The following is a 12949-nucleotide window of genomic DNA, read 5'->3' on the forward strand; positions in this document are numbered from 1 at the left end:
CTAGGATGCGGTATGCCTACCACGAGCCGCGCCGGGCGGTCAAGCAAGAGGAGCGGCGATGCCGGCGCCCGCACCAGGCTGATCGAGGCGACCGCCCGCATCATGCGCGAGGAAGGCTATGCCGCGGCCACCTCGCGCCGGGTGGCCACCGAGGCCGGCGTCAAACAGGCCCTGGTCTATTACTACTTCCCCACGATGGACGACCTGTTCGTGGAGGTGCTGCGCGCCGGCGCGGAAGCGGCATTGACGCGCATGCGCTCCCTGCTCACCGACGACGACCCCCTGCAGGCCCTGTGGGTCCTCAACAGCGATTCGGCCTTCACCACGCTCAACGCCGAGTTCATGGCATTGGCTAACCACCGCAAGGCAATTGGCGCCGAGCTCAAGGCGTATGCCGAACGCGTTCGCGATATCGAGACCGCGGCCGTCACGATGGTGCTCCGCTCCAACGGCATCGATCTCGAGGAGTGCCCGCCGGTGACGATCTCGATGCTGATCACCCAGACAGCGCGCAGCCTCTGCAACGAGAGCGCCGTCGGCGTCACCCAGGGCCACGACGAGCTGCGTGCGTTCGTCGAGCGCCAGATGGCTCTGCTCAAAAGGCCTGTCCGGCGTTGACCCCACGCAGCCGGCGGTGTTGCACTGTTGACACCGTGGCGGATCGGTGCCACTCTTCCTGATCGATCGACAAATATCTTCGGAGCAGTGAGGGCGCAGTCATGGGCGGAAGAGTCGAGGGCAAGGTCGCATTTATCACCGGCGCGGCCCGCGGCCAGGGACGCAGCCATGCGGTGCGCCTGGCGCAGGAAGGCGCCGACATCATCGCGATCGACGTCTGCAAGCGGATCAGTAGCAACCGCGAAATCCCCGCCCCGACAACAGCTGACCTGGCAGAGACGGCCGACCTCGTCAAGGCGCTCGACCGTCGGATCGTGACCGCCGAAGTGGACGTGCGTGACTACGACGCCCTGAAGGTGGCGGTCGACAACGGCGTCGAGCAGCTGGGCCGACTGGACATCATCTGCGCCAACGCCGGTATCGGCAACGGCGGCCGCACCCTGGACAAGACCAGCGAGGACGACTGGCGGGACATGATCGACGTCAACCTCGCAGGTGTCTGGAAGAGCGTCAAAGCCGGCGTACCCCATCTGATTTCGCAGGGCCAAGGTGGGTCGATCATCCTGACCAGCTCGGTCGGCGGCCTCAAGGCCTACCCACACACCGGTCACTACATCGCCGCCAAGCACGGCGTCGTGGGCCTGATGCGCACCTTCGCCGTCGAACTCGGTCAGCACTTCATCCGGGTCAACTCCGTTCACCCCACCAACGTGAACACGCCGCTGTTCATGAACGAGGGAACGATGAAACTGTTCCGGCCCGACCTGGAAAACCCCGGCCCGGAAGACATGAAGGTCGCCGCCGAACTCATGCACGTCCTGCCAATCGGGTGGGTCGAGCCGGTGGACATCAGCAACGCGGTGCTCTTCCTGGCTTCCGACGAGGCCCGTTACGTCACCGGATTACCCCTCACCGTCGACGCGGGGAGCATGCTCAAGTAGGCCGACCTCGTGACGGCTCATCGCAGGCGTTCCTACGTGGCGGGCATCCCGATGCGGATGTTCTTGGCCCGCAGAAACTCATAGAGCCCGTCGGGTCCCCCGCTGCGGCCGAAACCGCTGTGTTTGTAGCCGCCATAGGGGCCCTGCGGCTCGATGTCGCTGTAGGTGTTGATCCACACCGAACCGGACTCGAGTCGTCGTGCGACACGGTGGGCGCGGTGCAAATCGGTGGTCTGCACGAAGGCGTTGAGGCCAAATCGCGTGGCGTTGGCCAGGGCAACGGCCTCGTCTTCATCGCGGAACCGCATCACCGAGACCACCGGTCCGAATGTCTCCTCCTGAGCCAGCGCTGCTGTGTTGTCGACGTCGGTGAATACGGTTGGCTCGATGTAATATCCGGCGGCGAGTTCACCGCCGATGCGTTTCCCGCCCAAAGCGAGTTCTCCACTCTTGGCGGTGATCGCATCGTCGATGACGGCCAAGATCCGCAGGGCCGCAATCTCACTGACGACGGGTCCGAACACCACGTCAGGACGCAGCGGGTCACCGACCGGACCCGACTGGACGGCGGCCATGAACTTTCCCAGGAACTCGTCGTAGATACCGTTCTGCACGAGGATTCGGCTGGCGCAGGCGCAGCTTTGTCCCGATTGGGTCAGCGGCCCCTGGAACGCAGCGAGGGTGGCGGCAGCGTCGAGGTCGGCGTCGGCGAAGACGATGTTGGCCGACTTCCCGCCGAGTTCGGCGACCACCGGCGTCAGATTGTCCGCGGCGCTCCGCAATACGTGGCGAGCGGTTTCGTGCCCCCCGGTGAAATGGATCTTGCCGATCCCGGGATGCGCGACTAACGCCTGTCCACCCTCAGCTTTGGCCGGCAGCACATTGACCAGTCCCGGCGGCAGGCTGGCTGCAAGGCATAGTTCGCCGAACCGCAACGGCGCCAACGGTGCCAGCTCGGACGGCTTGAGGATGACGGCATTGCCGGCGGCCAATGCCGGCGCGACGGCCGAACCGATGACAACCAATGACCCGTTCCAGGGCGTGATGACGGCGACCACGCCGTAGGGTTCGCGCTCGACGATGTTCACGTCGAAGCTGCCGCTGACCGGAGTGCTCAAGCCGTGGGCTTTGTCGACATAACCCGCGTAGTAGCGCAGAAAGCGTTCGGTGAGTAGCGAGTTGCCGGCCATCGCCAGCGGAACCCCGTAGTCACAGGCGTTGAGAGCGGCCAGAGCGGCGGCGTCCTCGGCCACCAGATCCGCCAAACCGATCAACAGGTCGCGACGCCGATCGACCGGATAGCCAGCCCATTGCCGCTGGGCGGCGCGGGCGGCCGCGACGGCGCGATCGATCTCGACGGGACCCGCGAGCTCGATACTGGCATTCGGTTGGCCGTTTCCCGGGTAGATGTGCTCGTGGGTGCCGCCGGAGGCGCCGGTCACCCACTGGTCTGCGATCAGCAACGCCCCGGACGGCAGCGCAACACTATCGGTGACGGCCGAGGGCAACTCAGTCATCGGCCTTCCTCGAGGACACGTTGCTTCTGCTCGGCGATGACCTGATTGAGGTAGGAGCCTTTCGGCCATCCGTAGTAGGCGGCGAAATGCAGTACCAATTCGTCCATCTCGCGGAATGAGACGTCGCCACTCTTCAAAGCGGCATACACATGCGACATGATCGGATACTGGGCGTCCTGGAATCCCACACACGCCAACGTGATCAGACGCCGTTCCTTCACCCCCAGCCCGGGCCGCAACCACATCTCCCCGAAGACGAAGTTGAGGATGCCCGCACCCGAATAGGGGTTGTCCCGCGGCGGCGCGAAGGGCAGGCAATTGATCTCACGGAAGGCCCTTTCCCCACGGGCCATCCGCTCCTCGGGATCACTCGTGGTGGCCGTCGGCAACGACGGTGGTGCCGTCGGAGCGTGCTCGCCGCGTTCCCGCAGGATGCGATCCCATTGCGCGTCGACGACCATGTTGAACTGGGAGGCTTTCGGCCATCCGGCGTACACCGCGAAATGCAGCACCGCCTCCCGCATTTCGGTGATCGTGAGGTCGCCACTGTTCAGCGCTGCGTAGACATGCTGCTCCAGCGCCGCAGTGGCGTCGGCGCCGGCCACGCAGGCCAGCGTGACGAAGCGGCGGTCGCGTCGACCGAGCCCCGGCCGGGCCCACACCTCGGCGAACACGAAGTCCAGCAGCCCATTGGCGACAACCGGACTGGCGTCTTCGGGCGCGGCGACCGTCATCACCTCGGCGAACTCGCGTTTGCCTCGCTCGCGCCGTTGGCTCTGGTTGCTCATGTTCGCCCCGCTACCTGATCGTCACGCCGGCATCGACGGTGAATTGGAGCCCGGTCACGTGGCGGGCCTCGTCGGACACCAGGAACAACACCGCATTGCTCACGTCGATCGCCTCGGTCATCAAGATCGGCAGCGCGTTCATGAATATCGGAGCCAGATCGGGTCGCTGTTCGGCAATGAGCTGATGCATCGACGGCGGCGCCATTCCGGTGGCCACGCCGGTGGGATGCACCGTGTTGACGCGAATGCTGCGTGCGGCGAGCTCGTTGGCCAGGGCCAGGCTCATCCCGACGACACCGTGCTTGGCGGCCGTGTACGGCGTGTGCAGCGGCGTGCCCTTGATGCCGGCCGACGAGCTGATGTTGACCAAACTTCCACCGCCGGCGGCGATCAGGTGGGGTAGTGCGGCCGCGCACGTGTTCCAGGCGCCGATCAGATTGGTGTCCACCACCAGGCGCCACTGCTCGGGCGTCGTGATCTCCCAGGTGCCGACGGTCAACACTCCGGCGTTGGCCACCGCGGCGTCCAGGCCGCCGAGTTCGGCCGCCCCCTCGTCCACGGCGGACCTGAGCGCTTGGGCGTCCCGCACGTCGGCGACCTTCGCGACGGCCGTCCGGCCGTGCTGGGCAACGAGTTCAGCGGTCTGGCGTAGGTCGTCCTCGGTGGCCAGCTCGTACTCCAGCCCTCCGGGGGTGTCGCAGATGTCGACCAGCAGACAGTTCGCGCCCTCCTCCGCCAGGCGCGCGGCGTGGCTGCGGCCCATGCCGCGAGCCGCGCCGGTGATCAACACGCGTTTACCGGCCACCCTGCCGGCTGCTCGAGGTTGCGTCATGAGGTCACAGTTTGTTGCAGAAGCCGGCGTCCACGGGGAACGTCACGCCCGTGACGTATTTGGCGTCATCGGAGACCAGGTAGGCGATCGCCGCGCTGATGTCCTCGGGCTCGAGCAGTTCGACGGGCATCGGGTTCTGCAGATGCATACCGCCTTCGGGAAAGCTCTCCAGGAACTCGGTCATCGCCGGGTTGACGGCCATCATCGTGCGCACCGCCGTCGGATGCACCGTATTGACACGAATATTCTGCGGCGCCAACGTGTTCGCCAGGGTGCGCATCAACCCCACTATCCCGTGTTTGGACGCGGCGTACCCCAGCCCGCCGCCCTGCAGACCGCCGAAGCCGCGCAGCCCGGCCGTCGAGCTCGTGAACACGATCGCCCCGCCGCGCTGCCCGGCGAGCAGATGCGGGATCGCGGCCCAGGCTGTGTGATAGGCACCGTCGAGGTTGACGCCGATCGCCGCCTTCCACTGCGCCAGCTCCTCCTCGATCCTCAACTCACGAAACGCCACAGGCGCGATCCCCGCGTTGGCGCACACGATGTCGAGCCGGCCGAAATGAGCTACGCCGGCGTCCACCGCGGCCTTGACCTGGCCGAAGTCGCGCACGTCGGCGACCGTGCCGAGCATCTTGCCGCCCTCCGCCTCCACCAGCGCGATCGCTTCGTCCAGCTCGTCACGGCCGGCCATCGCATAATGATTGGCCGGGATGTCGGCGCAAATGTCGATACCGATGATGTCGGCGCCCTCCCGGGCCAGTCGCACCGCGTGGCTGCGACCCTGCCCCCGCGCCACCCCGGTGATGAACGCCACCCTGCCTTCGAGACCACCCACAACGCCCCTCGCTTCGCTAGCACGACCCGCTCTTCGCCATCCGCATCGGCTGTGAGTAACCGCGTTACTCTGCAGCGGACAGTAACATCGTTATCGTGGTCGGTAAAGCGGCATCCAAATACTGCGGCGACGAATCGGCGGCGGCCCCGGCGCCCGATCCCGTGATCGACATCGTCATCGAGCTGATCGACTCGCAGGGTTATGACGCCGTCCAGCTGCGCGAGGTGGCCCGCCGGGCCCGCATGTCGCTCACCACGATCTACAAGCGTTATCCCACCCGCGACGAGCTCATCGTCGCGGCGCTGCGCTGGTGGATGGACACCCACCGCTACGCCGCCGTTGCCTCGCGCACCTTGCTGCCCGAGGAGTCGGTCTACGACGGTCTCATGTGGATCTTCCGGGCGATCTTCGAACCCTGGGAACAACATCCTCGGATGCTGCATGCGTACGTCCGCGCCCAAACCGGACCTGGCGGTGAGGAACTCACCCAGCACGGCTTCGACGTCGTCGTGCCCGCAGCAACAACCGTGTTGCGCAACTGCGACGACCGCTTCGCCGAAGACCTGGGCCGCATCCTGACCGGCGTCGTCTACGGGACGCTGGGCCAATTCGCCACGGGCGCCATCGCGATCAGCGACGTCGTGCCCGCCATCGAGCGCGCCGTCTACTGGCTGACCAAGGCGCACGAAAGCGTCTGCCGCCATTAGCGCCGGGCGCACTCAGGGGTTGATCGTGTTGTCGCCGACCTGGCGGCCCCAGACGTACTCGATCGCATACGGCGATCCGGTGTCGAGGTGGTTGTAGGGCGCGATGCTGTTGCCGGTGTCCATGACCAGCTCGGGCGCCGGCCACAGGTCACGCGTGACCTGCTGCCAGCAGCCCGGCGCGCCGCCCGGCCCCCCGTGAGCGTTCACCCGCGGCAGGTTCTCCGGATACATGTAGGGATTGGGCGCGCCGCCGACCACACCGGCGATCCCGCCCAGCCCCATCGTCAGCACGGCCGTGGTTGCCAGCGACAGCGGGTTGGCCACCAGGCCCAGCCCGGACAGCGCCTCGGTGTTCATGTTCAGGGAGTAACCGTTGAAACCGCCTTCGGACGCCCCGGTGGCGGGCGCGATGTCGTGGTAGTTGCGCAGGGTGCAGTAAATCGCCGGGCTGTAGGTGTCCAGGAGTTGGGCGGTGGGCACCAAGTCCTTGGCCCCGCGCGAAAGATACGGACCGCCCTTGTCGAACAGCTCCGCACCGGTGTTACCAAAGCCCGCCGCCGACAGCAACGCCTGATCCAGATCCTTCTGCTGGGCGTTGAGCGTGCGCGAGGAGACCACGGCGTTGCTCAGGAAATCGAACAGATCCGGCGAGGCGTTGGCGTAGGTGTCCCCCAGATTCGCCAACTGGCGCCCATCAGAACGGATCTGGGGCATCTGCGGGTTGACGTCGTCGAGCACCGCGTTGCCCTTGACGATCGACTGCCCGAACTTCTCCCCCAGCCCCGAGAGCGCCTGCGCGGCCGCGCTCAAGGTCAGGTTCAGCTTGACCGGGTCCACCCGCTGCGCGAGCGAGGTGATCGTCTGGAGCAACGTGTTGATCTCGGTCGTCACACCGCGCGCGTCGATCACCATCGACGGCGTGATCCGTTGCGGTGAAGGATTTTTCGGCGTCGTCAACGACACGTACTTCCCACCGAACACCGTGGTCGCCTCGATGTTGGCGGTCACGTTGGCCGGGATCAGATGCAGATACCGCGGATAGACGTCCAAGGTGAACTTCGCCGCCGGCTTGCCGTCGTGCTGCGTCTCGCGATGTTGGCCACCAAGCCGATCTGCACCCCGTTGTAGGTGACCTTCGACCCCGGATCCATCACCAGCCCCGCCCGCGAGGCCAGCATCGTCAACTTCGTCTTCGGCGTGAAATCACCGCGAAACTGCCCGTACACCAACGCGAAGATCACCACGGCCACGACCACCATGGCCACGGCGGTCAACCTGTAGGGCGGCTTGTGCGGCTTGTTGACCTGCACGGGCATGGCAGCTACACCGCCTCGCCGGCCACGGGCCCAGCCGAAACGCTCAGGCGCCAGCTCAACGTTTCCCTCCCCGTTTCGGACACCCGCTACCACACCGATGAGGCGGCGGCATTCGTTCCCGTTGATCGCCACGGCGGGAACTCGGAGTCTATCCGGACATTAACAGCTGCCCGGGGCTGAGTGAGTCCTGGCTCTACCGCGCGGAGGAACCCACGCCTAGGCGCCGGCCGTGAAACCGGGCCACGCGCGGGTGCGCAGCAGCCGCAGCCCGTTCAGGCCGACCAACACGGTGGAGCCCTCGTGACCGGCCACGCCCAGCGGCAGCGGCAGGTGGCCCACGAGGTCCAAGGTGACGAGCACGGCGATGAACGTCGCGGCGATGACGAGGTTGGCGGCGACCACCCGGCGGGCGCGGCGCGCGAGCGCGATCACGGCGGGAACGGTGGCCAGGTCGTCGCGGGTGATGACGGCGTCGGCGGTTTCCAGCGTGAGGGCGGAGCCGGAGCGTCCCATCGCGACGCCGACATGGGCGGCAGCCATGGCCGGGGCGTCATTGACCCCGTCGCCGACGAGCATCACCTTGGCGCCGCCGGCTTCCAGGTCCCGGACCGCGGTGACCTTGTCCTCGGGAAGCAGCCCGGCCCGGACCTGAGAGATACCCAGATCGCCCGCGAGGCGGGCGGCGGCGCGGGCGTTGTCCCCGGTCAGCAGGACGGGCTCGGAGCCGGTGAGCGCCGCGACGCGGGCCGCGGCATGGGCGGCCTCGCCGCGGGGGCGGTCGGCGAGCCCGAGCAGCCCGGCGACATCGCCGTTGACGCGCACGACGACCGCCGTCTGGCCCGCGTGTTCGAGATCGATGACGGCGGCCCGGGCGGCAACGTCGCGTTCGTCGAGGAGGGTGGGACTGCCGACCTCGACGGCGTCGGCCCCGACGCGGGCGCGAATCCCGCGTCCGGGTGTGGAGGCGAAGTCGGTTGCGGGTTCCAGCGGCAGATTCGCGTCCCGCGCGGCCGAGACGACCGCCCGGGCCAGCGGGTGTTCCGAGGGGTGCTCCGCGGCCGCGGCCAGCGCCAGCAGTGCATGCTCACACAAGCCCGGCCCGGACAGCACCCGAACGTGGGTGAGCTGCGGCGCTCCTTCGGTCAGTGTGCCGGTCTTGTCCAGCGCGACCCGGGTGACGGTGGCGAGCTTTTCCAGCACGACGGCCGACTTGACGAGAACACCATGACGTCCGGCGTTGGCGATCGCCGCCAACAGCGGCGGCATGGTGGAAAGGACCAGGGCGCAGGGGGAAGCCACGATCATGAAGGTCATCGCGCGAAGCAACGACGACTGCAGCTCGGCGCCGAACCACAGCGGGATCGCGAACAACGCGACGGTCGCGCCCACCATGCCCACCGAGTAGCGCTGTTCGACCTTCTCGATGAACAACTGCATGCGGGCCTTGCTGGCGCTGGCCTCGGCGACCATCGCCACGATCCGCGCGATGACGGTGTCGCCGGCCGGGCGGGTCACCCGCACCCGCAGGGTTCCGGTGCCGTTGAGAGTGCCGGCGAACACCTCGTCGCCGCTGTTCTTGTCGACCGGCAGGGGTTCACCGGTGATGGTGGCCTGATCGACCTCGCTGGCGCCGGAGACGACCACGCCGTCGCCGCCGACGCGTTCCCCGGGACGGATCAAGAGGAGGTCGCCGACGCCGAGGGTCGCGGTATCGACCACCTCCTCGGCACCCGCGGCGGTGATGCGGGTGGCGGTTTCGGGCGCCAGGTCGAGCAGTCCGCGCACCGAGTCCTCGGTGCGCTTGGTCGCCACGGCCTCCAACGCGCCCGAGGTGGCGAAAATGACGATCAGCAGCGCGCCGTCGAAAACCTGACCGATCGCCGCGGCGCCGATCGCCGCGACGACCATCAGCAGGTCGACGTCAAGGGTCTTGTCCCGCAACGCTTGCAGCCCGGCGAGCCCCGGCTCCCACCCCCCGGTGACGTAGCAGGCGAGGTAGAGCGCCCAGTACAGCCAGGCCGGCCCCCCGGCCAGTTGTGCCGGCAGGCCGATCCCGAACAGTCCGGTCGCGACGAGCGCCCAGCGGACCTCGCGCAGCGACCACGCGCTGGACCGCGGCGGTCGCCACGCGTGGGACCGCTCGTCGCCGTCCCGATGCGAAGGGGCGGAGGTGCGCATGCCGGAAGTCACCCGACCACCTTATCTGCATGATCGTGCGTATACGCAAATGCAAGTACAGCCAGGCAGCTGATCACCGAGGTCAGCGGTATGCTGCATGTTGTGCACACGTCGATCTCCGGGTTCACCATGCCCACCGAGGAGCAGGTGGGGCGCGCCGCCGAAGCGTTCCGGATGTTGAGCGACCCGACCCGCATCAAGGTGCTGTGGGCGTTGTTGCAGGGCGAGACCTCGGTGGCATGCCTGGCCGAGCTGGCGCAGGCGGCACCGGCGGTGGTCAGCCAGCATCTGGCGAAGCTGCGCCTTGCCGGCCTGGTGAAAAATCGCCGCGAGGGAACGTTCGTGTACTACTCCCCGGCGGATCAGGACGTGCTGCGCGTGCTCAGTCAGGCGCTGTTCGGCGCCGACACGATCGGCGACGCCGCCGCGCCCCGGGAGATTCCCACTCCGCGGGAGTCGCCGTCGCCCCGTCGGTAAAGCGCTGGCGACTTCTTTGCCGTCTGGGCTAATATCTGCGCATGCATGCAGGTACTGACACCCGGCCGCCGCTGGACGAGGATCAGGTGGGGCTGATCGTCGAGGTGTTCCGGATGTTGGCCGACGCCACCCGGATTCGGCTGTTGTGGTCGTTGATCGATGAGGAGTTATCGGTCACCGACCTGGCCGAACGGGTGGGCAAGCCCGCGCCATCGGTGTCCCAGCACCTGGCCAAGCTGCGGATGGCCCGGCTGGTGCGCACGCGCCGGGCGGGCACCACGATCTTCTACAGCCTCGAGAACGACCACGTTAGCCGGCTGGTCGTCGACGCGGTGTTCAACGCCGAGCACGCCGGGCCCGGCGTGCCCTCCCACCACCGTGACCAACCCGTCGTGCGCGACATCGCGGCCGCCCCTCGGTCGCGGAAGACCCGCCCGAGATGAGCGACCACCACGGTCACGACCACGACCATCCGAAGGGATTACGGGGCGCGATCACGGAGATCTTCGCCCCGCATTCCCACGACGCCGCCGACAGTCTCGACGGCGCCCTGGAGTCCAGCGCCGCCGGGATCCGCGCGGTCAAGACCAGTCTGCTGGTTCTCGCGCTCACGGCCGTGGTGCAGATCGTCATCGTCGTCATCTCCGGGTCGATCGCCCTGGCCGCCGACACGATCCACAATTTCTCCGACGCGCTGACCGCCGTGCCGCTGTGGATCGCGTTCGCCCTGGGCACCAAGGCCGCCACCCGTCGCTATACCTACGGATTCGGCCGGGCGGAGGACCTGGCCGGCCTCTTCGTGGTCGCGATGATCGCGATGTCGGCGATCATCGCAGGCTACGAAGCCGTCATGCGGCTCGTCCATCCCCAGCCGATCGAGAACGTCGGCTGGGTGGCGCTGGCCGGGCTGGCCGGGTTCGTCGGCAACGAATGGGTCGCCGTCTACCGGATCCGGGTCGGCCGGCGCATCGGATCGGCCGCCCTGGTTGCCGACGGGCTGCACGCCCGCATCGACGGATTCACCTCCCTGGCCGTGCTGTTCGCCGCGGGCGGTGTCGCCCTCGGCTTTCCGCTGGCCGATCCGATCATCGGCCTGGTCATCACCGTGGCCATCCTGGCCGTGCTGCGCACCGCCGTCCGCGACGTGTTCCGCCGGCTCCTCGACGGTGTCGATCCCGAGCTCGTCGAAACCGCACGCACCACCCTGGGCGCCCGGCCCGGCGTGCGCTCGGTACGCAGCGTGCGGATGCGCTGGATCGGGCACCGGCTACACGCCGACGCCGAACTCGACATCGACCCCGCCCTGAGCCTGGCCGAAGCGCACCGCATCGCCCACGACGCCGAGCACGATCTCATGCACACGGTTCCCAAGCTGACCACCGCGATGATCCACGCCTACCCCGCCGGTGACGCCAATCCCGCGGAGGCGCACCGCCACGACACCGAGCGGCGCGGCGCACGCCATCAGCCGCACTGAGAACCCCGGACGACTCCGTCCTCACGCGGCGGTGTGGGTGAAGAAAATGTCTTTGACCTCGCGCAACGCGTAGAAGACCAGGACGTAACCGGCGAGAGGGTCTGCCCACCACCAGCCGGCGAGGGCATTGAGCACGAGCCCGAGCAGGACGGCCGCCGACAACAGACCGTCGATGAGGGTGACCCGGCCTTCGATGGCGAGCACGGGGTTGCCCAGAGCGAAGCCGGTTTTGGCCTTACCTGCCGCCAATGCGAACATCGCGGCCGCAGTGACAGCCGTCCAGGCGATGCCCAGCGGCGAGTGACGGGGGTGAAAATCATTGACGAGCACTACCGTCGACTGCACCAGCAAATAGACCGCGAGACCCGCGAAGCCCACGCCGATGAGCCGCAGCGCAAACCGCTGACGCGCCTCGCCGGTTCCGGAGAGCTCCCAGACCACCACCAACGAGGCGCCGATCTCGATCAGCGAGTCGAGACCGAACCCGGCCAGGGCCACCGATCCGGCCTCGATGGCCGCCACCGCAAGAACGACGATGCCGACCACATTCCACGCCAGCGTGGCATATTCCAGCGCAAATCCCCTGCGCAGCAGGGATTTATGCGCATCGGCGTCGAGCTCACTCATCAGAGCAGCTGCGTTGGGACACGCATCAGTGGTCGTGTTGGTCGGTCTCGCCGGTGGCCGGAGGAGCGGCCTGTTCCCCGATCCGTTCGCGGGCCTCGGCCGTCACGTCGGCAAATTTGAGTCGGGCCGACTCGGCGGCCCGCTCGGTTCCCCGCGTCGCGCGCAGACCCAGCTCCGCAGTGCTCACCGCGGCCCGGTGCACCGGAGCCGAGCCCACCGCCTTTCGCAACAGCTCATACGCCCCGACCCCGACTGCACCGGTGACGACCGCGTGCGTGGCCTTCGCCCACATGCCGCTGACAATCATCGCCAATCCTTCCTTGCCGCTAGGCAATCCGACTTTTCTCGCGCTCAGAAGGTGATCGTCGGCCTCGTAGATCACGGTATCACGATATACGCATGAGTCGACGCCCAAGCGGAAAGTGTCCGGTCTCTGCTCTGAAAGTCCTTGCAATAAAACGCGGTTCGGTCCGCCGCGAACAGGCAGACATGCCGCGCCAACGCGCCTAGTATGGTTGGCGCGACACCCAACATGGAGACGCCGCCCTAAATGATAACGAAAGTCCTTGTCAGTAGCGCGATTGTCTTCGGCGTAGCTGTCGGCCTGGGGGCCTCCGCCGATGCGGACCCCAGCGT

The 12949-nt window shown here is 67.4% G+C and carries 13 protein-coding genes and 1 pseudogene; 6 read left to right on the forward strand and 8 right to left on the reverse strand.

The features are described 5' to 3' along the window. Positions 1-78 precede the first annotated feature (78 nt). Positions 79-618, forward strand: coding sequence for a TetR/AcrR family transcriptional regulator (locus ACJ512_RS25795; RefSeq protein ID WP_407686677.1), 540 nt, complete (start codon positions 79-81; stop codon positions 616-618). 101 nt (positions 619-719) lie between these two features. Further along, positions 720-1559, forward strand: coding sequence for a mycofactocin-coupled SDR family oxidoreductase (locus tag ACJ512_RS25800; RefSeq protein ID WP_407686648.1), 840 nt, complete (start codon positions 720-722; stop codon positions 1557-1559). 32 nt (positions 1560-1591) lie between these two features. Here the strand turns inward: ACJ512_RS25800 and ACJ512_RS25805 are convergent, their stop codons facing one another. The 4 genes from ACJ512_RS25805 to ACJ512_RS25820 are packed head-to-tail and all read right to left on the reverse strand — an operon-like array spanning position 1592 to position 5531. Next, a complete protein-coding gene (locus ACJ512_RS25805) occupies positions 1592-3076 on the reverse strand; it encodes an aldehyde dehydrogenase family protein (RefSeq protein ID WP_407686647.1) in 1485 nt (494 codons plus the stop codon). Beyond that, positions 3073-3864 (reverse strand): carboxymuconolactone decarboxylase family protein, encoded by a 792-nt coding sequence (locus ACJ512_RS25810; protein ID WP_407686646.1) that lies wholly within the window; start codon positions 3862-3864, stop codon positions 3073-3075. The genes ACJ512_RS25805 and ACJ512_RS25810 overlap by 4 nt, the downstream gene beginning before the upstream one ends. A gap of 10 nt (positions 3865-3874) precedes the next feature. After that, positions 3875-4696: a mycofactocin-coupled SDR family oxidoreductase gene (locus ACJ512_RS25815; RefSeq protein WP_407686645.1), complete on the reverse strand. Its 822-nt coding sequence runs from the start codon at positions 4694-4696 to the stop codon at positions 3875-3877. A 4-nt stretch (positions 4697-4700) separates the two neighbouring features. Continuing rightward, positions 4701-5531: a mycofactocin-coupled SDR family oxidoreductase gene (locus tag ACJ512_RS25820; protein ID WP_407686644.1), complete on the reverse strand. Its 831-nt coding sequence runs from the start codon at positions 5529-5531 to the stop codon at positions 4701-4703. A 95-nt stretch (positions 5532-5626) separates the two neighbouring features. Between ACJ512_RS25820 and ACJ512_RS25825 the strand changes: the two genes are divergently transcribed. Continuing rightward, positions 5627-6238 carry a TetR family transcriptional regulator gene (locus ACJ512_RS25825; RefSeq protein WP_407686643.1) on the forward strand — a complete coding sequence of 204 codons (612 nt, stop codon included), beginning with the start codon at positions 5627-5629 and terminating at the stop codon, positions 6236-6238. 12 nt (positions 6239-6250) lie between these two features. On the opposite strand, the pseudogene ACJ512_RS25830 reads toward ACJ512_RS25825, so the two are convergent. Both ACJ512_RS25830 and ACJ512_RS25835 read right to left on the reverse strand, forming a co-directional pair. Further along, positions 6251-7554, reverse strand: a pseudogene (locus tag ACJ512_RS25830) (MCE family protein). A gap of 216 nt (positions 7555-7770) precedes the next feature. Then, positions 7771-9732, reverse strand: coding sequence for a heavy metal translocating P-type ATPase (locus ACJ512_RS25835; protein WP_407686676.1), 1962 nt, complete (start codon positions 9730-9732; stop codon positions 7771-7773). Positions 9733-9822: 90 nt separating this feature from the next. Here ACJ512_RS25835 and ACJ512_RS25840 point away from each other — a divergent pair, with 90 nt between their 5' ends. From ACJ512_RS25840 to ACJ512_RS25850, 3 genes are read left to right on the forward strand one after another with little or no spacing between them, the layout of a single operon-like run. Then, positions 9823-10209, forward strand: a complete 387-nt coding sequence (locus tag ACJ512_RS25840) for an ArsR/SmtB family transcription factor (RefSeq protein ID WP_407686642.1) — start codon at positions 9823-9825, stop codon at positions 10207-10209. A gap of 41 nt (positions 10210-10250) precedes the next feature. Continuing rightward, positions 10251-10652 carry an ArsR/SmtB family transcription factor gene (locus ACJ512_RS25845; protein WP_407686641.1) on the forward strand — a complete coding sequence of 134 codons (402 nt, stop codon included), beginning with the start codon at positions 10251-10253 and terminating at the stop codon, positions 10650-10652. Continuing rightward, positions 10649-11686 carry a cation diffusion facilitator family transporter gene (locus tag ACJ512_RS25850; protein ID WP_407686640.1) on the forward strand — a complete coding sequence of 346 codons (1038 nt, stop codon included), beginning with the start codon at positions 10649-10651 and terminating at the stop codon, positions 11684-11686. Before ACJ512_RS25845 ends, ACJ512_RS25850 begins: the two co-directional genes overlap by 4 nt. Positions 11687-11707: 21 nt before the next feature. On the opposite strand, the gene ACJ512_RS25855 is transcribed toward ACJ512_RS25850, so the two are convergent. Both ACJ512_RS25855 and ACJ512_RS25860 read right to left on the reverse strand, forming a co-directional pair. Then, a complete protein-coding gene (locus ACJ512_RS25855; protein ID WP_407686639.1) occupies positions 11708-12313 on the reverse strand; it encodes a cation transporter in 606 nt (201 codons plus the stop codon). A gap of 25 nt (positions 12314-12338) precedes the next feature. Beyond that, complete coding sequence (locus tag ACJ512_RS25860; protein WP_407686638.1) at positions 12339-12620, reverse strand: DUF1490 family protein; 282 nt, start codon at positions 12618-12620, stop codon at positions 12339-12341. Positions 12621-12949: the final 329 nt, after the last annotated feature.

It is taken from the genome of Mycobacterium cajalii (assembly GCF_045809005.2).
GTDB lineage: Bacteria > Actinomycetota > Actinomycetes > Mycobacteriales > Mycobacteriaceae > Mycobacterium.